A 22,272-nucleotide genomic window follows, 5' to 3' on the forward strand; every position below is an offset into this window, starting at 1 on the left:
GACCTACCGCTTGACGGGGGTGTTCGGGAGGAGCGAGAACCCGGCGCCGCACGCCGTCACGATGGTCGACGGCGCGAAGGGCGTGTCGTTGGTGGTACACACGGCCTCGTACTGTGACCCGTCCTTGGTCAGCAGCGTGATGTAGAGGAAACCCGGGTTGGCTTCGGTGACCGAGGTCGCGGTGGCGATGACGCAATCCGGCGCGTTCTCGAGAAGGTCGAGGTTGGTCCACACGCCCGGGGCCCGGCTGTCGTTGAGGAACGCGTTCCCCTGCGCGTCGCTGGCGACGCGGAAGATCACGCCGTCCGGGAAGCCCGTGTAGTCCGGAGCGGCGGAGCTGACGTCGCGGGCGCCGCACTTCTTGCCCGACACCATGGAACTACTGGGATCCGCGGTCTTCCCCGGGCCGTCGTCGGCGATCGCCGACGGGACCATGAGCGCCCCGAGCAGGACCGCTCCCGATACGACCGACATGCCCCGCGCAGCCCAAGCCAGCTTCCTCATGTGCTTCCTTTCCTGGAGGGGAGGCCCTCCGCTGCGTGCGGAGGGGCCACATCTACGGGAACGGGCTTCCCCGCACCGGCCAGAACGGTCACGGAAAGTCATACATCATCACTCTTTGGAACCGCGAGAGACTTCGAATGGCGGCGGCCGGGCACCCATCTGCCCCGCGGCCGCCCGAGCCGGCTCCGCTGACAGCGGGTGGCGACGGCGCGCCGGGGCCGGCCGTGGCTTCGCGGACCCGTCCTAGCCGTTCCGCGCGGCGGCGAGGCAGGCCGCCGTGCCGGCCGCACCCGCCAGGAGCAGCGCCCCCGCGAGGGCCGTGAACGGCAGCGGTACCCCGCCCGAACGCGCCCCCGTGGCCAGGGCGGACAGTGCGCCGTTGGCCGGGGAGGGTGCGAGGACCAGGGCCAGCAGGGAGCCGAGGGCCGCGGCAAGGACCCCGTAGCCGCGGCGCCGTACCAGGGGCCTGCTGCACAGCGCCCCCACCGCCGCGCCGGTCAGCGCGCACACCGCCACCGCCAGACCGCCCGCGAGGGCGGTCCGGGCGGGGGCCGGCCCGGAGCGGTCACCGAGCAGCAGCGCCACGGCCGCGCCGGCCGCGCCGGTGAGCAGAGCCCCGGCGAGGGCGGTGAGCAGGGCCGCCGCGTGCACCCGTACCGGACCGGCCGCGGCGGCCGTGACCTCGCGGGCCGCGGCGGGTTCGCCGGTGACGCAGATCCGGACCAGCCAGGCCGTCAGCGGGACCAGCCCGGTGGCCGCGTAACCGAGGGAATCCGGCACCGGGTCGCCCGGCCGGATCCCGACGGCCACGAAGGCGGCGTACAGGGCGAAGGGCGCGAGCCACCGCTGGGAACGCAGCAGCAGGGCGCACTGGTAGCGGAGCAGGGCGGTCACGGCAGTTCCTCCACGGCGCGGACGTGCCAGGGCGGCCGGGCGGTGAGCAGGACGCGCAGGACCTCGTCGGAGCGGGCGGCGTCCACCGTCAGGACCACGGCGCCGTCGGGGCCGGGACGCCCGTCGAGACCCGGCGGCAGCGGGTCGCCCGGCGGTCCGGCCGCCCGGATCCGTACGCGGGGCCCCGCCGTCCCGGGAACGGGGACGGCGGGGACGGGAGAGAGCCCGGCCCCCCGGACCCGGTAGTGGGCGTCGGGTGCGCCCGCGAGCCGCCGGGGATCGTGGTCGACGAACACCACGGCGGCTCCGGCGGCGGTGCGTTCGGCGACGGCGAGGTCCAGCTCGGCGCGGGCCGCGGTGTCCAGGCCGGTCCAGGCCTCGTCGAGGACGAGCAGCTCCGGTTCGGCGAGCAGCGCCTGGGCGACGGCCACCTTCTGGCTGGTCCCCTTGGACAGTTCGGCCATCGGGGTGCGGGCGTGCCCGGCGGCCCCGAACCGCTCCAGCCAGTGCGCCGCACGCCGGGCCGCTGCGGCCCGCCCGAGCCCGTGCACCCGGCCCAGATGCGTCAGGTAGGACGCGGCCGTGAGCGGCAGCGCCGCCGGGAAGCGCTCGGGAACGTAGGCGGTGCGGCGCGGGCGGCCGTCGACGCGCCCCTCCGTCGGGGTGTCGATCCCGGCGACGAGCCGCAGCAGGGTGGACTTGCCGCCGCCGTTGCCGCCTTCGATCCTGACCAGCGTGCCGGGCGGCAGCTCCAGTGAGACCCCGCGCAGCACCCAGGGCCGGCGTGCCCCGTAACGCCGGCCCACACCGGTGAGGTTCAGTGCGCCACCGCCTCGGTGACCTCGCTCGGGCGGACGATGACGAAGCCCTCGCCGCGCAGCATGAGCTGGACGGCCTCACCGGAGCCGCCGCGGATCATCGAGCCGACCGACTGGGAGCGGTGCAGGCCGGTCTCCAGCTGGGCGCTCCAGCCGACGACCGCGTCCGTGTCGACGTAGACCGGGGCCTGGGCGGTGACCGGGATGATGATCGGGTTGCCGTCGCAGATCACGGCGAGCTTGCCGGTGCCGGTGAAGACGCTGTTGAAGAGGCCGCCGCCGGTCATGCCGGCGCCCTTCACCATCTTGATCTCGTACGACAGGGTGGGGTCGAAGCAGAGCACGTTGCGGCCGTTGACGGTGAGGGCGTCGCCCGGCTCGAAGTCGATGATGAAGCAGTTGGCCGCCTGGTGGGCGAACCACGCCTCGCCCTGGCCGCGTACGGACATGAGCGCCAGGCCCTCGCCGGTCACGGCGCGCTTGAGCATGCCGCCTATGCCCTGGCCCTTGCGCTCGAACTGGAGGTTGCCGCGGAAGGCGACCATCGAGCCCTGACGGGCCAGCATTTCACCGTTGACGTTGTACTTGACGGACTTGGCGTTCTGCAGGCTCATGCCAGGGGTGACGGCGGCCTGGGCTAGGTTCTCGGACGCGAAAAGATCACTCTTCATGCCGCCGATCCTCGCCCGCGGCGAGCACCCGGGGCATCCTCCTTGAGGTGGAGCCTGGCATCCTTGGCCGGATGAGCAGCCAGCACCCGAACGACATCTCCGACGTGCCCGCGGTCGGCGCGGACAGCCCCTTCCGGCAGGAGCACGCCCTGCGCGACGAGGCCCCGCAGTTCGTCCTGCCGCTGGTGGTCCGGATCGAGAAGGCCGAGCCGCCGGCCCGGACCGACACCCTGGAGACGGCGGCCCGCGCGGTGCTGGTCCTGCTCACCGACGAACGGGCGCAGGGCGGGGGCGAGTGGGCCGAGGCGGTCCGCGACTGGCAGGACGCGCGGATCCGCAAGGTGGTCCGGCGCGCCCGCGGGGCGGAGTGGCGCAAGGCCGGGACCCTGCCGGGTGTCACGGTGCACGGTGACACCTCGGAGGTACGGGTCTTTCCGCCGGTGCCCCTGGACGGCTGGCCCAAGGAGCTCGCGAAGCTCCAGGTGTCCGGTACCGATCTGGACGATCCGGAGCCGGTGGACGCGGTGGAGGACCCGGAACTGCCGGTGCTGTGGCTCAACCCCGGCCTCGACATGTCGGCCGGCAAGGCGATGGCGCAGGCCGGGCACGCGGCGCAGCTGGCGTGGTGGGAGCTGACCGGCGCGGAGCGTGCCGCCTGGCGGGACTCCGGCTTCCGCCTGGCCGTACGGACGGCCGCGCGCGAGCGTTGGACGGAACTGGCGGGGAGCGGGCTGCCGGTGGTCCGCGACGCCGGGTTCACCGAGATCGCGCCGGGCAGCGCGACGGTGGTCGCCGACCATCCGGCGCTGCGCGCCCGGCTCTGACGGCGCGGCTCCCGAGACCGCGCGCGTTCGCGGGAACCTCAAATGTTGCTCTGAACGTCCCCCGCGGCGGTTGGCGCGACCGCGCCGGGGCCATGACATCGGCACACGATGCGTTGAGAGGGGGCGAGGGGACATGAAGCCCATGGCACGCCTGGGGGTGGGCATCGGCTGGCGGCCGGAGATCGCGGACGCCGTCGAGCGGCTGGCCGGCCTCGACTGGGTCGAGGTGGTGGCCGAGAACATCTGTCCGGGCCACCTGCCCGAGGCACTGCTGCGGCTGCGCGAGCGCGGCACGATCGTCGTGCCGCACGGGGTCTCGCTCGGCCTCGGCGGCGCGGACCGGCCGGACCCGGCGAAGCTCGCGGCGCTCGGCGAGCGGGCGGTGGCGCTGGGGGCGCCGCTCGTCACCGAGCACATCGCCTTCGTACGGACCTCCTCGCCGGTGCTGGAGGCCGGGCACCTGCTGCCGGTGCCGCGCACGCGCGACGCGCTGGACGTGCTGTGCGAGAACGTACGGATCGCGCAGGACGCGCTGCCGGTGCCGCTGGCGCTGGAGAACATCGCGGCGCTGTTCTCATGGCCGGACGAGGAGCTGACGGAGGGGCAGTTCCTGACGGAGCTGGTCGAGCGGACCGGTGTCCGGCTGCTCGTCGACGTGGCCAACCTGCACACCAACCGGGTCAACCGGGGAGAGGACCCGGCGGCCGTCCTGGACTCGATCCCGCTGGAGGCACTGGCGTACGTGCACGTGGCGGGCGGGGTGGAGCGCGGTGGCGTCTGGCACGACACGCACGCGCACCCGGTGCCGCCGGTGGTGCTCGACCTGCTCGCCGCGCTCCGCTCGCGGGTGGACCCGCCGGGCGTGCTGCTGGAGCGGGACGACGACTTCCCGCCGGAGGCGGAGCTCGCGGGCGAACTGGAGGCGATCCGGGCGGTGGTGACGGCCGGCCCCCCAGCGGAGGTCCGGGCCGAGCCCGCGCCGGAAGCCGCAGCCCGCCCGGAGGCCGCCGCCGAGCAGGAGGGCGCCGCCGGGCAGGAGGGTGTGCGCGAGGCCGCCGCCCGGCGGGAGGCCGCACCGGGGGCCGCCGCCGGGCCCGGGGCCGCCGTCGCCATCGAGCCCGCCCGGACCCGGGTCGCGCTCGGGCAGGCCGCGCTGCTGTCGGCGCTGGTGGCCGGGACCCCCGTACCCGAGGGCTTCGACCGCGGGCGCATCCGGGTACAGGCCCGGGCGCTGGCCGCCAAGCGGGCCGACGTGGTGGCCAAGGTGGCTCCGGAGCTGCCCGGGCTCCTGGGCGGCCGCGGCCCGTACCGCGAGGCCTTCCTCGCCTACGCCAAGGGCCGCCCGATGACCGCCGGATACCGGCGGGACGCGCTGGACTTCGCCGAACACCTGCTGATCCGGGACCTGCCGGCCGATCCGGCCGCCCGGCGCCGGCTCACCGCCTGGTGGCGGGAACGGGCCGGGGTGCGGCCGCCCCGCCGGGTCGTCCGCTGGGCCCGCGCGCTCGCGGGGAGGGCGGCATGAACCTCCTCGCCGTGGCGGTCTGGACCGCCGTCGCCGTCTCCTCCTTCCTGCTGCTGCGCGGGGTGCGCAGGGGCCGCCCCGCCGCGGCGGGACCCGGGGCCGCGCTCCACGACCTGTCCGAGGCCGCCTTCGTGGTGGGCGGGCCCGCCACGGTCGTCGACGCCGCGCTCGTCTCGATGCTCGGGGACGGCCGCCTCGTGGTCGGCGGTCCGGGCATCGTCCAGGTGCGTCCCGGGGCGCGGGCCGCCGACCCGGCCGAGCGCGCCGTGCTCCTGGCCCATGCGGGGGCTCCCTCGGGCTGGCTCTACCAGGTGCGCTACGCCGCCATGTGCGACCCGGCCGTCCAGGAGATCGGGGACGCGCTGGCCGACCGCGGGCTGATCCGCCCGCCCGGATCCGGGCGGAGCCGACGCCGCTGGGGGCTGGTGCAGACCGTCGTGTGCGCGCTTCTGATCCCGGTGTCGCTGGTGCTGACCTTCGTGGGGCTCGCCCTCGACAGCGGCGCCCAGGTGCCGTTCATCGTGAAGGTGCTGCCGGTGCTGGTGATCGGCATCGTCGTGGGCGTGATGGGCTCGGTCCGGGCCAGGAGCCGGGTCACCGGGGCGGGGCTGCGCGCCCTGCGGGCGCTGCGTTCCGCGTACGTGAACGACCGGACCCCGCACGTCCAGACCGCCCTGTTCGGGCTGCGCGGCCTGCGCGACCCGTACCTGCGGCAGCAGCTGGTGCCCGCCGCGCGCGGCACCCGGCTGGCCGCCGCGCAGTCGGGCGCGCGCTCCCACCACACCCACACCCACGGCTCGTCGTCCGATTCCTCGGACGTGCTGCTGCCGGTGGTCTGGTGCGCCGCGAGCGACGGCGGGAGCGGGGGTTCGGGCTGCGGGGCCTCGGGCGGCTGCGCTTCCTCCGGCAGCGGCTGCGGGGGCGGCGGCTCCGGCTGCTCCGGCGGCAGCGGTTCGAGCTGCGGCAGTTCCTCCGGTTCGAGTTGTTCGAGCAGTTCGGGCTCCAGCTGTTCCAGCAGTTCGAGTTCGAGCTGTTCCAGCAGTTCCTGATACGCCGACGGGGGCACGGCGGGCGACACCCGCCGGTGATCCTTTACAACGGACACGGCCCGGCCTCTCATCACTTCATACGATGAGAGGCAGGCCCCCGTCATGCGGATGCGACTCGCGCGCCACGGAGCCGCCGTGGCGGCGCTCTCCCTCGCCCTGTGCGCACCGGCCGCCGGCGCGGTGCCGGTCCCGCCGACCGCGGAAGCCGGCGGAGCCGCCGTGGCCGCCACCGCCGAAGCCGAGTCGGCCGGAGCCGAGTCGGCCGGAGCCGCGCTCGCCGCCCGCCGCGCCGCCACCACCCGCCTCGACTTCCGCACCTGCCCCGACGTCGAGGGGCTGTCGGGCCCGGTCCGCTGCGCCGAGCTGCGCGTACCGCTGGACTACGCCCGCCCCGACGGCCCGCAGATCTCCCTCACCGTCAGCCGGGTCGCCGCCACGCGCGCCCGCGGAGCCGCCCGCCAGGGCGCCCTCGTCCACAACCCCGGCGGCCCCGGAGCCTCCGGGATGCACTTCCCGCTCGTCGCCGAACTGCCCGAGTGGCAGCGGATCGCCGCCGCCTACGACCTCGTCGGCTACGCCCCGCGCGGTGTCGGCCGCTCCGCCCCGCTGTCCTGCCAGGACCCCGCCGCCCGCGCCACGGGCCCCACCGAGGAGCCGGCCGAGCCCTCCCCCGCGTACAAGAGGCAGCGCGCCGGGGCCGCCCGGGCCTACGCCCGCGGCTGCGCGCGGCGGGCCGGCGCGGCCCTGCCGTACTACTCGACCCTGAACAACGCCCGCGACCTGCACGTCCTGCGCGCCGCGCTCGGCGAGGACCGGCTGACCTTCCTGGGCGCCTCGTACGGCACCTACCTCGGCGCTGTCTACGCCACCCTCCACCCGGGCCACGTCCGCCGGATGGTCCTGGACTCGGCGGTCGATCCCGACCCGCGCCGTGTCTGGTACCGCAACAACCTCGCCCAGGCGGCCGGCTTCGAGCGCCGCTGGTACGACTTCCGCGCCTGGGCCGCCCGGCACCACGGCACGTACCACCTCGGCGCCACCCCGGCGGCCGTGCAGGCGACCTACGAGCGGGTCCGGGACGCGGTGGCCCGTACGCCCGCCGGCGGCCGGGTCGGCACCGGCGAACTCCGGGCCGCCTACCTCCAGGCCGCGTACGACGACGACGTCTGGCCGCAGCGGGCGTCGGCCCTGGCCGCCTTCCTGCGCGGCGATCCGGCGCAACTGATCGCCCAGGCCGCTGCGGACCCGGCCGGGGCGGCCGCGGCGGAGAACGCGACGGCCGTCTACACGGCGGTGCTCTGCAACGACGCCCCCTGGCCCGCGGACTGGGAGACCTGGGACCGCGACCACACCGAGGTGGCCCGCACGGCCCCCTTCGAGACCTGGGCCAACGCCTTCCTGAACCTGCCGTGCGCCTCCTGGCCGGTGGCCCGGCGGCAGCGGCCGGTGGCGGTCGAGGGGCCGGTCCGGCTGCCGCGGACGCTGGTGGTCGCGGCGGAGCGGGACGGGGCGACCCCGTACCCCGGAGCGCTGGAGCTCCAGCGGCGGCTGGGCGCCGGGGCGGGGCTGGTGACGGAGGCGGGGGCCGGCTCGCACGGTGTGGTCGGCGGACGCAACGACTGCGTGGACCGGCACGTGGAGCGGTACCTGCTGACGGGCGCCACCCCGGGGTGGCGCGTCACGTGTGCGCCGCATCCGGAGCCCGCACCGGTGTCGCTGGACGACCGGGCAGCGAGCGCCCGCAGGGCGCTGCTGCCGCCTGTCGTCTGAACTTCCGGGCGGGATCTCCGGCTGCGTCGTTTCGGGGGCAGGGCCTCCCGATCCACCGGAGGAACTCACCTGACGGTGTGGTCGTCCTCCGGTCCTTCCCCCCAGGGGAGGTATCAGGCGAGCCCGGCCACCAGATCGGCGACGGACTTGCGGCGTCCGGTGTAGAAGGGCACCTCTTCCCGGACGTGCATGCGGGCCTCGGAGGCGCGCAGGTGACGCATGAGGTCGACGATGCGGTACAGCTCGTCCGCCTCGAAGGCCAGCATCCACTCGTAGTCGCCCAGCGAGAAGGAGGCGACGGTGTTCGCGCGGACGTCGGGGTAGCCGCGGGCCATCTTGCCGTGGTCGGCGAGCATGCGGCGACGGTCCTCGTCCGGCAGCAGGTACCAGTCGTAACTGCGCACGAAGGGGTACACGCTGACGTAGTCGCGCGCGACCTCGTCGGCCAGGAAGGCCGGGATGTGCGACTTGTTGAACTCGGCCGGGCGGTGCAGGGCCATGTTCGACCACACCGGCTCCAGCGCGCGGCCCAGCTTGGTGCGGCGGAACAGGTTGTACGCGGTCTGCAGCTCGTCCGCGGTCTCCGCGTGCCACCAGATCATGATGTCGGCGTCGGCGCGCAGGCCGGAGACGTCATAGGTGCCGCGGACGGTGATGTCCTTGGCGGCCAGCTGGTCGAACAGCTCCTGGACCTCGTCGGCGAAACCGGCGCGGTTCTCGGGCAGGACGTCCTTCAGCTTGAAGACGGACCACAGGGTGTAGCGGATGACCTCGTTGAGGTCCTTCGCCTTCTTCCCCGCGTTGGGAATCTTCTCTGGTGCAGTCATGTTCCTATTGTCCCGTGCGCTGATCAGTGGTCGGCGCCAGGGGTGCCGTACGCGCACCGAGCGAGGCGAGCACCGCCTGCGCGGCCCGGCCGGCGCCGGCGACGCAGGCCGGGATGCCCACCCCGTCGTAGAGCGCGCCGCACACCGCGAGGCCCGGCAGGGCGGCGACGGCGCCGCGGATCCGGGCGACGCGCTCGAGGTGCCCGACGGGGTACTGGGGCAGCCCGCCGTCCCAGCGGGTCACGGTGGAGGCGACCGGCCGGGCCGCGAGGCCCACGGCCTCGCCGAGGTCGGCGAGGGAGACGTCGACCAGCTCGCCGTCCTCGCGGTCGAGGTCGGCCTCGTCGGCGTACCGGCCCACCGAGGTGCGCAGCAGGAAGAGCTCGGGATCCGCCCCGGCCCAGGCCCACTTGTTGCTGGAGAAGGTGGAGGCCTTGATGGTCCGGCCGTCCACGGGCGGTACGAGGAACCCGCTGGCGCCCCCGCCGGCGACGGCGGCCGGCAGGTCGGAGCGGCGGAAGGCCATGGTGACCAGGGCCATCGAGGCGTACTCGACCCCGCGCAGCTCGGCCGCGGCGGTGGGCGCGAGCCCGTCGAGCAGGCGGGCGGCGGGCCCGGCCGGGGTGGCCAGGACCACGCCGTCGGCCTCGATCGTCTCGGCTGTCCCCGCGGTCCCGGCGACGGCCACGATCCGCCAGCCTTCGGCCGTCCGCATGACCTCGGTGACGGGGGCGCCGGTGACGATCCGCGCTCCGGCCGCGCGGCAGGCCTCGGCGACGGCGAGCGGGAGCCGTCCGATGCCGCCGTCGATGCCGGCGAAGACCGGACCGGCCTGCTGGGGCAGGGCCGCGGCCCTGCGCTGGAGTTCCCGTACGCCGTCGGACAGCAGGGGGTGGGTCCGGGCGGCCTCGAAGAGCTGGGGGACGGCGGCCCGCATGGAGATGCGGTAGGCGTTGCCCGCGTAGACCCCGCCGAGCAGCGGCTCCACCAGCCGGTCGACGACCTCGTGGCCGAGCCGGGCGGCGACGTACGCGCCGACGGCGACGTCCTCGCCGATCTCGGCGGGCGGCAGCTCGCGTTCGGCCTCGATACGGGCCAGGCCCTCCGCGGAGAGCACGCCGGAGGTGGCGAGCGGCCCCAGGTCGCCCGGGACGCCCATGACGTGCCCGCGCGGCATCGGCCGGAGCGCGCCGCGGGTCCACAGGTGGGCGGTGGCGGTGGCGGGCGGCTGCACGGCGTCGCCGAGGCCCACGGCCCGGGCGAGGTCCACGCCTTCGGGGCGGCGGGCGAGCATGGATTCGGCGCCGAGGTCGACGCGGGCCCCGGCGAGCTCGCCGGCGTACAGCTTGCCGCCGAGGCGCGGTCCGGCCTCCAGCAGCGTGACGCGGGCGCCTTCGGCGAGCAGCCGGTGGGCCGCCGCGAGGCCCGCGATGCCGCCGCCGATGACGACGACGTGGCCGGGGGAGCCCGGCCGGCCCGGCCGATCCGTACGCATGTCCGCTTCGTGCATGGACACATCGTCTCAGACCGATCTCCGAGGCCGGACCGTGACCGCATCGGGACCGGCCCGGGACCGTGCGAGCGAAACCCGCGGCGGGACTCTGTACGTCGAACGGGCAACACCAGCCGAACTCCGGGGGTTTGCAAGATGCGTGCTCCGCACAGACACCGTTCCGCGGCGGCCCTGGCCGCCCTCTCCCTGGCCGGGGCGCTCGCGCTCACCGGCTGCGGCGCCGACGCCGGGGGCAAGGCGTCCTCGGCCGACCGGGCGGCGGTCGCGCCGGCGCCCGCCCAGGACGGCAAGGCCCCGGAGGGGGCGAAGGGCGCCGCGGCGGCTCCGTCCGCCGCCCCGGGTGACAAGAACGCCCCGCCGGCGGCCGCGGTCCGCCCGAACGTGATCCGCACGGCGACGCTCGGCATCGAGACGACGGACGCCCAGAAGGCCCTCGCGGCGGCCCGCGCCGCGGCCGACGGGGCGGGCGGCTACGTCGGCAACGAGTCCACCCGGCGCGGCGAGGACGGCCGGATGACCTCGACGGTGACCCTGCGGGTGCCCGGCGATCGCTACGACGCGGTGCTCGGCGCGATGGAGGGCAGCGGGCGGCTCCTGCACCGCAAGGTCGACGCGCAGGACGTCACCGAGAAGGTCGCCGACATCGGCAGCCGCGTCGCGTCGCAGCAGGCCAGCGTGGCCCGGGTGCGGGAGATGATGGGCAAGGCCACGGCGCTGAGCGAGGTGGTGATGCTGGAGAGCGAGCTGAGCCGGCGCCAGTCCGACCTGGAGTCGCTGCAGGCGCAGCAGGCGGCGCTGAAGGACCAGACCTCGATGGGCACCATCACGCTGGAGGTCTCGGAGCCCGCGCCGGAGCCGGCGGCCGCGGAGAAGAAGAAGGAGAAGGAGCCCACCTTCCTGGGCGCCCTGAGGGGCGGTTGGGAGGTCTTCACCAAGATCGTGCGGTACCTGACGGTGGCGGTGGGCGCGCTGCTCCCGTTCGCGCTGACGGCCGCCGTCGTGGCGCTGCTGGTCCGGCTGTACCGGCGGCGGCGCCCGGCCCGCCCGACGGCGGCACCGGGCACGGCGCCGGGCACGGCGCCGGTGACGGGCGCGCCCCCGGTCCCGCAGCGGACCGCGACCGCGGCCCAGGATCCCGCGGCCAAGGTCCCCGCGCCCCAGGTCCCCGCGCCCCGGACGCCGGCCTCGGACCCCGGCGCGGACGCGGACCGGAACGTGCGGGACTGAACGCGCGTTCGCCCGTAGCGTGTTCACCATCCGATGACGGGGTGAAGGGGCGGTACGGACGATGGCGACGGAACGACTGGTGGTGGTGGGCGGTGACGCGGCGGGGATGTCCGCCGCGTCACAGGCCCGCAGGCTCAAGGGCCCGGAGGAGCTGGAGATCGTCGCCTTCGAGCGCGGGCACTTCACCTCGTACTCCGCGTGCGGCATTCCGTACTGGGTCGGCGGCCGGGTCGCCGAGCGCGACGAGCTGATCGCCCGCACCCCGGAGGAGCACCGCGCGCGCGGCATCGACCTGCGCACCCGTACGGAGGTCGTGGAGCTGGACCTGCCCGGATCCCGGGTCCGCGCCCGCGATCTGGACAGCGGATCCGAATCCTGGACGGGCTACGACAAGCTCGTCCTGGCCACGGGCGCCCGTCCCGTCCGCCCCCGGCTCCCCGGCATCGGCGCGCACGGGGTCCACGGCATCCAGACCCTGGACGACGGCCAGCGCCTGATGGACTCGCTGGAGCGCACGCGGGGCCGCCGGGCGGTCGTGGTCGGCGCGGGCTACATCGGCGTGGAGATGGCGGAGGCCCTGGTGGAGCGGGGCTACGAGGTGACCGTGCTGCACCGGGGCGCGCAGCCGATGGCCACGCTGGACCCCGACATGGGCGGCCTGGTGCACAGCGCGATGAACCGGATGGGGATCCGTACCGTCTCCGGCGCCGAGGTCACGAAGGTCCTCACGGACGAGCAGGGCGCGGCCCGTGCGGTGGCCACGGCCGCGGGCGAGGAGTACGAGGCGGACGTGGTCGTGCTCGGCATCGGCGTGGAGCCCCGCACGGCCCTCGCCCGGGCCGCGGGCCTGCCGCTCGGCCCGTCGGGCGGCGTCCTCACGGACCTGTCGATGCGGGTGCGGGGCCACGAGGACGTCTGGTCGGGCGGCGACTGCGTGGAGGTCCTGGACCTGGTCGCGGGCCGCACCCGGCACATCCCGCTGGGCACGCACGCCAACAAGCACGGCCAGGTCATCGGCTCGAACGTGGGCGGCGGTTACGCGACGTTCCCCGGGGTGGTCGGCACGGCGGTGAGCAAGGTCTGCGACCTGGAGATCGCCCGTACGGGCCTGCGCGAGCGGGACGCCCTGGAGGCGGGCCTGCGCTTCGTGACGGCCACCATCACCTCCACCACGACCGCGGGCTACTACCCGGGCGCGGCGGAGATGACGGTGAAGATGCTGGCGGAACGCCGCACGGGCCGCCTGCTGGGCGTCCAGATCGTCGGCGGCGCCGGTTCCGCCAAGCGCGTGGACATCGCGGCGGTCGCCCTCACGGCCGGCATGACGGTGGACCAGATCGTCGCCCTCGACCTGGGCTACGCCCCACCCTTCTCGCCCGTCTGGGACCCCGTCCTGGTGGCGGCCCGCAAGGCCGTCTCCGCGGTCCGCTCCGCGGGGGTCTAGGTCGGACGTGCGAAACGTCGGCCCGTGCCGTGCGCGGGCCGACGTTTCGGTGCTGCTCGGGTCAGACGGCCGTCTTGGTGTGGACGTAGTCCACCAGGCGGGTCAGGGCGTCGGGGTCGGTCGTCGGGAGGACGCCGTGGCCCAGGTTGAAGACGTGGCCCTCCAGGCCGGCCGCGGCCGCGAGGACCTCGTCCGTCTTGGCCTCGACCGCCTCCGTGGTGGAGAAGAGCACCGCCGGGTCCAGGTTGCCCTGGAGCGCCTTGCCGGGGCCCACGCGGCGGACGGCCTCGTCCAGCGCGACCCGGTAGTCGACGCCCATGACGTCGGCGCCGGCCTCGCCCATGAGGCCGAGGAGCTCGCCCGTGCCCACGCCGAAGTGGATCCGCGGGACCCCGTACGAGGCGACGGACCCCAGGACCTTCGCCGACGCGGGCATCACCGAGCGGCGGTAGTCCGCCGGGGCGAGCGCGCCGACCCAGGAGTCGAAGAGCTGGACGGCGGAGGCGCCGGCCTCGATCTGGACCTTCAGGAAGGCGGAGGTGATCTCCGCGAGGCGGTCCAGCAGGTCGGCCCACAGCTCCGGGTCCCCGTACATGAGGGCCTTGGTGTGCTCGTGGTTCTTCGAGGGGCCGCCCTCGACGAGGTAGCTCGCGAGGGTGAAAGGCGCGCCCGCGAAACCGATCAACGGCGTGGAGCCCAGTTCACTCGTGAGCATGCCGATCGCCTCGGTGACGTACGAGACGTCCTCGGGGGTGAGGTCGCGCAGTTGTGCGAGGTCCTCGCGACGGCGGATCGGCTGGGCGACGACCGGGCCGACGCCGGGCTTGATGTCCAGGTCGACGCCGATGGCCTTCAGCGGGACCACGATGTCGGAGAAGAAGATCGCCGCGTCGACGTTGTGGCGCCGCACCGGCTGCAGGGTGATCTCGGTGACCAGGTCGGGGCGCATGCAGGACTCCAGCATGGCCGTGCCCTCGCGCACCTTGCGGTACTCCGGGAGGGAGCGCCCGGCCTGCCGCATGAACCACACCGGGGTGTGCGGTACCGGCTCGCGTCGGCACGCCTTCAGGAAGGCGGAATCGTACGTCTGACTCGGCTGGCCCGTCGGGCGTTCGTTGGCACTCACGACCCAAATCTTCGCACGTATGAAGAAGTGCCCGACCCGGCGCGGGTGTCCCTGCGCCGTACGGCCGCACATACCGCCTAGTCTTCCCCGCATGGCTGCGGCTCAGGGACGATTTTCAGATGGCGCTGACGGTGTGGACAGCGCGAAGGAGAGCTCCGTCCCGCTCCCGTTCCGCCGGGCGGTCGACGGCTTGAAGAAGGCGCGGCTGCGCCCCGGCATCGAGATCGACCCGACGAAACCGCCCCAGAGGCTGGCCCCGCACGCCTACGCGCTGGAGGCCGCGGTGGTCGACGGTGAGGACGACCTCGCCGACGGCCGGCTGATCCTGCTCCACGATCCGGCCGGGCACGACGCCTGGCAGGGGACCTTCCGGCTGGTGACGCTCGTCCGGGCGGAGCTGGAGCCCGAGATGGCCGCGGACCCGCTCCTGCCCGAGGTGTGCTGGTCCTGGCTGACGGGTGCGCTGGAGGCGCGCGGGCTGACGTACGGGGAGGCGAGCGGCACCGTGACCATGGCCGGCTCGCACTACTTCGGCGGGCTCGCGGAGCGGCGCCCGGCCACCCAGATCGAGATCAGAGCGTCGTGGACGCCCCGCGAGGGGGTGGGCGGGGTGCCGGACACCTCGGCGCACCTGGCGGCCTGGTGCGAGCTGCTGTGCCAGATCGCGGGGCTGCCGCCGGTGGGTCCGACGGACACCGGCACGGGGGTCGTCTCCCTGCCACAGCGGCGCGGTCCGCACCACCCGTAGCCGCGGGGCCGTACGGCCGCCCCACGGACGCCGGGAGCCACCGCGGCGAACGGTCGAAGCCCGCGACGCAGTGTCGGAAGGCGGCATCCGATGCGGGCTTCTGATCACCCGATGATCGATCGTGCGTCCGAATTGCCCGAATTGTTACTCACCAAATCGTGATCATTCCCTAAAGCCGGGCGGGTGACGTGCCGAAGGAGTCAGTGACCATCCGTACGGTTCGCACCGGCTTCCTTCCCCGAGCCGGCCGTCCCGCCACTCCCCCAGGAGGCCTAGGTGTCCGTTCTTCTCGAGCAGCCCGCAAGCCTGGTCGCCTACCGCCCGAACAAGCCGACGGCCATGGTCGTCGTGGCCGACCCGCGCGTCCGCTCCACCGTGACCCGCCATCTGTGGGCCCTCGGAGTCCGTGACGTGATCGAGGCGTCGTCCATCGCGGAGGCCCGCCCCCGCGTCGGCAGCCCGCGCGACATCTGCGTGGCCGACGTACACCTGCCCGACGGTTCCGGTCTCACCCTGCTCTCCGAGACCCGCGCCGCCGGCTGGCCCAACGGTCTGGCCCTGTCCGCCGCCGACGACATCGGCGCCGTGCGCAACGCCCTCGCGGGCGGAGTGAAGGGCTACGTCGTCACCGGTACGCGGACCAACATCGGGCTCCCCACCCGCCCCGGCGCCGCCCCCATCGGCGCCGCGGCCGCCCGTATGCACCGCCGCCCCCCGGGTGCCCCGAGCCACCCGGGCGGCTACCGCGAGCTCTCCGGCCGCGAGGTCGAGGTCCTGCGCCTCGTCGCGGAGGGCCAGTCCAACAAGGCCATCGGCGTCTCGATGGGCCTGTCCGCCCTGACCGTCAAGTCCCACCTCGCCCGGATCGCCCGCAAGCTGGGCACCGGTGACCGCGCCGGAATGGTCGCCGTCGCGCTGCGCACCGGGATCATCCACTGAGCGCGGGGCGGAGCCCCCGGATAGCGTCCCCCGGACCCGGTCCGGGGGCACCTCCCGGGATACCCGCGGAAAACTCCCCGCGTACTGCTCGCGCCCGTCGCCGGAACGTTCCGGCGACGGGCGCGTCGTATACACGGATACCCTTGACCGGTGACCGACGCCCAAGAGACCGCAGCAGACCTGCGCACCACCACCGGGGGCGGCCCCCCGGACGACGTCGTTGTTCCGCCCGGTGGGCTGCCGATCCCGTTGCTGGAGCCCCGTGAGGGGATCCCGCCGGTGGTCGCCGACGCGGACGCCCTCGCCGAAGTGGTCGCGGCCTTCGCCGCGGGCACCGGCCCCGTCGCCGTCGACGCCGAACGAGCCTCCGGATACCGCTACGGCCAGCGCGCCTACCTGGTGCAGCTGCGCCGCGAGGGTGCGGGGTCCGCGCTGATCGACCCGGTGGGCTGCCCCGACCTGTCCTCGCTGGGAGAGGCCCTGTCCGGCACCGAGTGGATCCTGCACGCCGCCACCCAGGACCTGCCCTGCCTGCGGGAAATAGGCATGGTGCCCACCTCCCTCTTCGACACCGAGCTGGCCGGCCGCCTGGCCGGCTTCCCCCGGGTCGGACTCGGCGCGATGGTCGAGAGCGTGCTCGGCTACGCGCTGGAGAAGGGCCACTCCGCCGTCGACTGGTCCACCCGCCCGCTCCCCGAGCCGTGGCTGCGCTACGCCGCTCTGGACGTGGAGCTGCTGGTGGACCTGCGGGACGCGCTGGAGAAGGAGCTGGACCGGCAGGGCAAGCTGGAGTGGGCCCACCAGGAGTTCGACGCCATCGCCTCCGCCCCGCCCGCGCCGCCCCGCAAGGACCCGTGGCGCCGTACGTCGGGCATGCACAAGGTGCGCCGGCGCCGTCAGATGGCGGTCGTACGGGAGCTGTGGGAGTCCCGGGACCGGATCGCGCAGCGGCGCGACGTGTCGCCCGGCAAGGTGCTCGGCGACGCCGCGATCGTCGAGGCCGCGCTGGCCCTGCCGGCGAACGTGCACACCCTGTCCGCGCTGCCCGGCTACGGGCAGCGGATGGGCCGGCGCCAGCTGGACCAGTGGATGGCCGCCGTGGACCGGGCGAAGGCCCTGCCCGAGAGCGAGCTGCCGCAGCCGGGGGCGACCCCGGCCGGCCCGCCGCCGCCGCGCTCCTGGGTGGACAAGGACCCGGCGGCCGCGGCCCGGCTGTCGGCGGCCCGCACCGCCGTCTCCGCGCTGGCGGAGGCGCTCAACCTGCCCCAGGAGAACCTGATCACCCCGGACACGGTCCGCCGGCTGTGCTGGGAGCCGCCGCAGCGGCTCGACGCGGACACGGTGGCGCAGGCCCTGGCCGGCTACGGCGCCCGCGCCTGGCAGATCGAACAGGTCACCCCGGCCCTGGTCACGGCCCTGGCCGCGACCGCCTGACCCCGCTCCTGCGCGCGCAGGCCCCCGGCTCCGCGCCGGGGGCCTGCGCGCGTTCACGGCGCGGGGGTGATGTTGCCCTCCTTGTCCATGAGGAAGCTGCCCTGGGTGTGCCCGTCGATCGCGGTGTGCTTGAGCCATTCGCGGGACAGGTGGTGCACGTGCTTGGACGCCCGCTCCCACGGGATCTGGTGACCGGCGCAGGCCACCTTGAACATGAGCTTCCTCGCGCCGGGAATGGTTTTGTAGAGCTCGGTGACGGAGAGGAAGGGCACGGTTCCCGGCGGACTCTGGACCGTCTGGTCACGCTCTCCGTACGCGATGAGCACGGGCACCTTGTCACCGAGCACTCCGTGGAGCTTGGCACCGGTCTTGTTCCAGCCCCACCAGAAGGGGTTGCGGTAGCGGAGCACCCCCTGCGGCGCCCCGGAGGCGGTCGGCGGACCCCAGGTGCGGCCCAGCGTGTCGCTTTCCATGATCGCGGCCCACACCTTGTCCTCGATGCCGTCGTCGCGCTGGCCGGGACAGCCCAGCTCCTTGGCCCAGGCGTCCCCGAAGCCCTTCCTGCTGAGGAGGTTCATCGGGAAGCCCCACGTCTCCGCGGGAGTGGACCGGGGCAGCTCGACCGGCGGGTCCCAGTCGGTTCCGCTCAGGGCGGCCGGGCCGTCCGGCGGGAAGACCGGTGCCAGGAGGAATAGGCTCGATACGTTCTCCGGGTACCGAATGCTGTAAGGGCCGAACGCCTGCGCCGCGGCGGACCAGCCCATGAGGGTGACCTTCTTCAGGTTGTGCCGCTTCTTGATGAACTCCACGACGGTGTGCACCTCGGACACGTCGCTGCGGGAGTCCCCGAGCTGCCGGGGGTCCTGCACCGGGTCCGGCCCCGGGCCCGGCAGCGGGTGGCCATTGTGGACGATGCCCTGGTGCTTGGGGTTGGCGTTGCGGGGGTCGTCCATCACCGGGGGCCGGTACGAGCGGCCGTGGCCCTGGAGGTCCATGGCGAAGACGTCGTAGCCCGCGTCGGCCAGGAACATCATCCAGTTGTACTTGCCCGTGCCGAAGTCGGCGCCGGGCAGCACCGGGATGCTGCGGCCGTGCAGCATCAGCACCGCGGTGCGTTCCGCGGGGTTCTGCGTGCCGTCGCGCTCGCGCACGAAGAGGTTGATGGTCTCCCCCTTGTTGACGGGGAGCTGGGAGACGTGGGGTACGGGGTGGTCGGTGGGGAGGACGGGCGCGGCGGGCATGGCGGGGCCCCTTTCGGTCCGCTCGGTCCGGTCGGGATGCCGGGATGCCGAGACCGGGCCAGAATCCCGAGGCGGGGGCTCCCGGAGCCCCCGACGCGACCGTGCGGGCCGGTGTCGGACCCTTTCGGGTAACCCGGGGCGCTCCGATCGGACGGGCGCGAGGAGGGGGCGCGCGCGGGGTGCGGAGTGTGACCTTCGCCGCTGTTCGGGGAGGGGGTGTGCACGTCGGTTACCGACAAGTAGCATGGCCGGGTGAGCGGGCGCTCAGTGATGGGCCGCCCCCGCGCAGCAGTGCACACCCGCACCTGGAGGAGAGCCAACGTGCCTCGTACCGTCAGGGACGTCGTCTTCGTCGACGGCGTCCGCACCCCGTTCGGCAAGGCGGGCCCGAAGGGCATCTACCACGAGACCCGCGCCGACGATCTCGTCGTCAAGGCGATCCGGGAGCTGCTGCGCCGCAACCCGGACCTGGACCCCAAGAAGATCGACGAGGTCGCCATCGCCGCGACCACGCAGATCGGCGACCAGGGCCTCACGCTGGGCCGTACGGCCGGGATCCTCGCGGGCCTCCCGCAGTCCGTCCCCGGCTACTCCATCGACCGCATGTGCGCCGGCGCGCTGACCGCCGTGACCGCCGTCGCGGGCGGTGTGGCCTTCGGTGCGTACGACGTCGCCCTCGCCGGCGGTGTCGAGCACATGGGCCGCCACCCCATGGGCGAGGGCGTGGACCCGAACCCGCGCTTCGTCTCCGAGAAGCTGGTCGACGAGTCCGCCCTGTTCATGGGCATGACCGCCGAGAACCTGCACGACCGGTACCCGACGATCACCAAGCTCCGCGCCGACGAGTACGCCGTGCGCTCGCAGGAGAAGGCCGCCAAGGCGTACGCCGACGGCAAGATCCAGCAGGACCTGGTCCCGATCTCGGTGCGCAACACCAACGAGGCGGCCGGTGAGACGGGCTGGGGCCTGGTCACCACCGACGAGCCGATGCGCCCGGGCACCACGCTGGAGAACCTGGCCGGCCTGAAGACCCCGTTCCGTACGCACGGCCGGGTCACCGCGGGCAACGCCGCCGGTCTCAACGACGGTGCCACCGCCGCGATCATCGCGTCCGAGGACTTCGCCCGCGAGAACAACCTCCCGGTCAAGATGCGCCTCGTCTCGTACTCCTTCGCGGGTGTCGAGCCGGAGGTCATGGGCTACGGCCCGATCCCGGCCACCGAGAAGGCCCTCGCCCAGGCCGGCCTGTCCATCGAGGACATAGGCCTGTTCGAGATCAACGAGGCGTTCGCCGTGCAGGTGCTCGCCTTCCTGGAGCACTACGGCATCGCCGACGACGACTCCCGCGTGAACCAGTACGGCGGCGCCATCGCGTTCGGCCACCCGCTGGCCTCCTCGGGCGTCCGCCTGATGACGCAGCTGGCCCGTCAGTTCGAGGAGCAGCCGCACGTCCGCTACGGCCTGACCACCATGTGCGTCGGCTTCGGCATGGGCGCCACGGTCATCTGGGAGAACCCGCACTTCACCGCCGAGGGAGACGCCAAGTGAGCACCACCGCCGAGCTCCTGAAGGGTGCGGCCGAGCTGTTCCCGGACGAGGTCGTCACCTCCGCGCACGTCCGCCACCTGGACCTGCCGTTCGGCGCCGGGCGCTTCGCGCTCATCACGCTGGACAACGGTTTCGACCACACCAAGCCGACCACCTTCGGCCCGCAGTCGCTGGCCAACCTGAACGCGGCGATCGACCAGGTCGAGCAGGAGGCCCTCGCGGGCTCCATCGTCGGCGCGGGCATCACCGGCAAGCCGTTCATCTTCGCGGTCGGCGCCGACCTCAAGGGTGTCGAGCTGCTGAAGAAGCACGACGAGGCGCTCGCCATCGGCAAGGGCGGCCACGACGTCTTCAAGCGCCTCTCCGCGCTCGCGGTCCCGACCTTCGCCTACTACAACGGCGCGGCGATGGGCGGCGGTGTCGAGGTCGGCCTGCACTGCACCTACCGCACCGTCTCGAAGGCCATCCCGGCCTTCTCGCTGCCCGAGGTCTTCCTCGGCCTGGTTCCGGGCTGGGGCGGCTGCGCCATCCTGCCGAACCTGATCGGCGCGGAGCGCGCGGTCTCGGTGATCATCGAGAACTCGCTCAACCAGAACAAGCAGCTGCGCGGCAAGCAGGTCTTCGACCTGGGCATCGCGGACGCGCTGTTCGAGGGCGCGGACTTCCTGGAGCAGTCGCTCCTGTGGACCGCGAACGTCCTGAACGGCACCACCGAGGTCGTCCGCGCCGAGATCGACCGCGGCGAGGCCTGGGACGCGGCCGTCGCCAAGGGCCGCTTCATCGCGGACTCCAAGGTGCACGGCGCAGCTCCGGCCGCCTACCGCGCGCTGGACATCATCGCCGCGGCCAAGTCGGGCGACCTGCAGGCCGGCTTCGACGCCGAGGACACGGCCCTGGCCGACCTCATCATGGGCGGCGAGCTGCGCTCGGGCATCTACGCCTTCAACCTGGTCCAGAAGCGCGCCAAGCGCCCGGCCGGTGCCCCGGACAAGTCCCTGGCCCGTCCGGTCACCAAGGTCGGCGTCGTCGGCGCGGGCCTGATGGCCTCGCAGCTGGCGCTGCTCTTCCTGCGCCGCCTGGAGGTGCCGGTGGTCCTCACCGACATCGACCAGGAGCGCGTGGACAAGGGCGTGGGCTACGTCCACGCCGAGATCCAGAAGCTGCTCGGCAAGGGCCGCATCAACCAGGACAAGGCCAACCGCCTGACCGCCCTGGTGACGGGCGTCCTGGACAAGGCCGAGGGCTTCGCGGACGCGGACTTCATCATCGAGGCCGTGTTCGAGGAGATGTCCGTCAAGCAGAAGGTGTTCGCGGAGGTCGAGGCGGTCGCTCCGGCGCACGCGATCCTCGCCACCAACACCTCCTCGCTGTCGGTCTCCGAGATGGCCTCGAAGCTCCGGCACCCGGAGCGCGTGGTCGGCTTCCACTTCTTCAACCCCGTCGCGATCCTCCCGCTGCTGGAGATCGTCCGCGGTGAGCAGACCGACGACGCCTCGCTGGCCACGGCCTTCGGTGTCGCCAAGAAGCTGAAGAAGACCGCGGTCCTCACCAAGGACGCCCCGGCGTTCGTCGTGAACCGCATCCTGACCCGCTTCATGGGCGAGATCCAGAACGTCATCGACGAGGGCACCCCGGTCGTCACGGCGGAGAAGGCCATCGAGCCGCTCGGCCTGCCGATGTCCCCGCTGGTGCTGCTGGAGCTCGTGGGCCCGGCGATCGGTCTGCACGTCTCCGAGACCCTGAACCGCGCCTTCCCGGAGCGCTTCACCGTCTCCCCGAACCTCGCGGCGGTCGTCAAGGCCGGCAAGCGCGGCTTCTACGTCTACGACTCCGGCAAGCCGGAGCTGGACCCCGAGGTCGCCGCCCTCCTGGTACAGGGCGACTCCGTCCTGACGGAGGAGCAGGTGCGCGACCGCGTCCTGGACGCGGTGGCGCAGGAGATCGGCCTGATGCTGGAGGAGGGTGTCGTGGCCGAGGCCCAGGACATCGACCTCTGCCTCATCACGGGCGCCGGCTGGCCCTTCCACCTGGGCGGCATCACGCCGTACCTGGACCGTGAGGGCGTCTCGGAGCGCGTGAACGGCAAGAAGTTCCTCGCCCCCGGCATCGCGAGCGTCCCGGCCTAGTCCGGGTCGCGGACGGCCGTTCAACGGCCCGGCCCGCCCCCTTC

Annotated in this window: 19 protein-coding genes; 11 read left to right on the top strand and 8 right to left on the bottom strand. The window is 73.9% G+C overall.

The window, feature by feature from the left end:
• Positions 1 to 3: 3 nt before the first annotated feature.
• From ACZ6JT_RS28250 to ACZ6JT_RS28265, 4 genes are all read right to left on the bottom strand, one after another.
• Entirely contained in the window at positions 4 to 504 is a 501-nt protein-coding gene (locus ACZ6JT_RS28250) for a hypothetical protein (RefSeq protein ID WP_469213983.1), read from the bottom strand.
• A gap of 243 nt (positions 505 to 747) precedes the next feature.
• Complete coding sequence (locus ACZ6JT_RS28255) at positions 748 to 1,398, bottom strand: ABC transporter (RefSeq protein WP_469213984.1); 651 nt, start codon at positions 1,396 to 1,398, stop codon at positions 748 to 750.
• Positions 1,395 to 2,219, bottom strand: coding sequence for an ABC transporter ATP-binding protein (locus ACZ6JT_RS28260; protein ID WP_469214427.1), 825 nt, complete (start codon positions 2,217 to 2,219; stop codon positions 1,395 to 1,397). Before ACZ6JT_RS28260 ends, ACZ6JT_RS28255 begins: the two co-directional genes overlap by 4 nt.
• The gene (locus ACZ6JT_RS28265) at positions 2,216 to 2,887 is read right to left on the bottom strand and encodes an AIM24 family protein (protein WP_469213986.1); all 672 of its coding nucleotides are present in this window, start codon (positions 2,885 to 2,887) and stop codon (positions 2,216 to 2,218) included. The genes ACZ6JT_RS28260 and ACZ6JT_RS28265 overlap by 4 nt, the downstream gene beginning before the upstream one ends.
• Positions 2,888 to 2,958: 71 nt before the next feature.
• Here ACZ6JT_RS28265 and ACZ6JT_RS28270 point away from each other — a divergent pair, with 71 nt between their 5' ends.
• From ACZ6JT_RS28270 to ACZ6JT_RS28285, 4 genes are all read left to right on the top strand, one after another.
• A complete protein-coding gene (locus tag ACZ6JT_RS28270; protein ID WP_469213988.1) occupies positions 2,959 to 3,711 on the top strand; it encodes an aminoacyl-tRNA hydrolase in 753 nt (250 codons plus the stop codon).
• A gap of 133 nt (positions 3,712 to 3,844) precedes the next feature.
• Positions 3,845 to 5,236, top strand: coding sequence for an MbnB/TglH/ChrH family RiPP precursor modification enzyme (locus ACZ6JT_RS28275; RefSeq protein ID WP_469213990.1), 1,392 nt, complete (start codon positions 3,845 to 3,847; stop codon positions 5,234 to 5,236).
• Complete coding sequence (locus ACZ6JT_RS28280; RefSeq protein WP_469213991.1) at positions 5,233 to 6,285, top strand: TIGR04222 domain-containing membrane protein; 1,053 nt, start codon at positions 5,233 to 5,235, stop codon at positions 6,283 to 6,285. Before ACZ6JT_RS28275 ends, ACZ6JT_RS28280 begins: the two co-directional genes overlap by 4 nt.
• A gap of 108 nt (positions 6,286 to 6,393) precedes the next feature.
• Positions 6,394 to 8,055 (top strand): alpha/beta hydrolase, encoded by a 1,662-nt coding sequence (locus ACZ6JT_RS28285; protein WP_469214429.1) that lies wholly within the window; start codon positions 6,394 to 6,396, stop codon positions 8,053 to 8,055.
• A gap of 113 nt (positions 8,056 to 8,168) precedes the next feature.
• Here ACZ6JT_RS28285 and hemQ read toward each other — a convergent pair whose 3' ends face one another.
• Together hemQ and hemG are read right to left on the bottom strand one after the other, a co-directional pair.
• Positions 8,169 to 8,882 (bottom strand): hydrogen peroxide-dependent heme synthase, encoded by a 714-nt coding sequence (hemQ, locus tag ACZ6JT_RS28290; protein WP_030713537.1) that lies wholly within the window; start codon positions 8,880 to 8,882, stop codon positions 8,169 to 8,171.
• Positions 8,883 to 8,886: 4 nt separating this feature from the next.
• A complete protein-coding gene (hemG, locus tag ACZ6JT_RS28295; RefSeq protein WP_469213993.1) occupies positions 8,887 to 10,392 on the bottom strand; it encodes a protoporphyrinogen oxidase in 1,506 nt (501 codons plus the stop codon).
• Positions 10,393 to 10,530: 138 nt separating this feature from the next.
• Between hemG and ACZ6JT_RS28300 the strand changes: the two genes are divergently transcribed.
• Positions 10,531 to 11,622 carry a DUF4349 domain-containing protein gene (locus ACZ6JT_RS28300; RefSeq protein WP_469213994.1) on the top strand — a complete coding sequence of 364 codons (1,092 nt, stop codon included), beginning with the start codon at positions 10,531 to 10,533 and terminating at the stop codon, positions 11,620 to 11,622.
• 61 nt (positions 11,623 to 11,683) lie between these two features.
• A complete protein-coding gene (locus tag ACZ6JT_RS28305) occupies positions 11,684 to 13,066 on the top strand; it encodes an FAD-dependent oxidoreductase (RefSeq protein WP_469213995.1) in 1,383 nt (460 codons plus the stop codon).
• Positions 13,067 to 13,127: 61 nt separating this feature from the next.
• Here the strand turns inward: ACZ6JT_RS28305 and hemE are convergent, their stop codons facing one another.
• Complete coding sequence (hemE, locus tag ACZ6JT_RS28310) at positions 13,128 to 14,192, bottom strand: uroporphyrinogen decarboxylase (RefSeq protein ID WP_469213996.1); 1,065 nt, start codon at positions 14,190 to 14,192, stop codon at positions 13,128 to 13,130.
• 91 nt (positions 14,193 to 14,283) lie between these two features.
• Here hemE and ACZ6JT_RS28315 point away from each other — a divergent pair, with 91 nt between their 5' ends.
• The 3 genes from ACZ6JT_RS28315 to ACZ6JT_RS28325 all read left to right on the top strand — a co-directional run bounded on the left by ACZ6JT_RS28315 (position 14,284) and on the right by ACZ6JT_RS28325 (position 17,313).
• Entirely contained in the window at positions 14,284 to 14,940 is a 657-nt protein-coding gene (locus ACZ6JT_RS28315; RefSeq protein ID WP_469213998.1) for a DUF3000 domain-containing protein, read from the top strand.
• A gap of 276 nt (positions 14,941 to 15,216) precedes the next feature.
• On the top strand, positions 15,217 to 15,879 hold the full coding sequence (locus ACZ6JT_RS28320; RefSeq protein WP_007267191.1) for a helix-turn-helix transcriptional regulator: 663 nt from the start codon (positions 15,217 to 15,219) through the stop codon (positions 15,877 to 15,879).
• A gap of 150 nt (positions 15,880 to 16,029) precedes the next feature.
• Positions 16,030 to 17,313 (top strand): HRDC domain-containing protein, encoded by a 1,284-nt coding sequence (locus ACZ6JT_RS28325; RefSeq protein ID WP_469214000.1) that lies wholly within the window; start codon positions 16,030 to 16,032, stop codon positions 17,311 to 17,313.
• 53 nt (positions 17,314 to 17,366) lie between these two features.
• On the opposite strand, the gene ACZ6JT_RS28330 is transcribed toward ACZ6JT_RS28325, so the two are convergent.
• Positions 17,367 to 18,554, bottom strand: coding sequence for an alpha/beta fold hydrolase (locus tag ACZ6JT_RS28330; RefSeq protein WP_469214002.1), 1,188 nt, complete (start codon positions 18,552 to 18,554; stop codon positions 17,367 to 17,369).
• A 321-nt stretch (positions 18,555 to 18,875) separates the two neighbouring features.
• Between ACZ6JT_RS28330 and ACZ6JT_RS28335 the strand changes: the two genes are divergently transcribed.
• Both ACZ6JT_RS28335 and ACZ6JT_RS28340 read left to right on the top strand, forming a co-directional pair.
• Entirely contained in the window at positions 18,876 to 20,102 is a 1,227-nt protein-coding gene (locus ACZ6JT_RS28335; protein ID WP_365477339.1) for a thiolase family protein, read from the top strand.
• Positions 20,099 to 22,228 (top strand): 3-hydroxyacyl-CoA dehydrogenase NAD-binding domain-containing protein, encoded by a 2,130-nt coding sequence (locus ACZ6JT_RS28340; protein ID WP_469214004.1) that lies wholly within the window; start codon positions 20,099 to 20,101, stop codon positions 22,226 to 22,228. The genes ACZ6JT_RS28335 and ACZ6JT_RS28340 overlap by 4 nt, the downstream gene beginning before the upstream one ends.
• Positions 22,229 to 22,272 lie beyond the last annotated feature (44 nt).

The sequence above is a fragment of the Streptomyces sp. NPDC046308 genome, assembly GCF_055588065.1.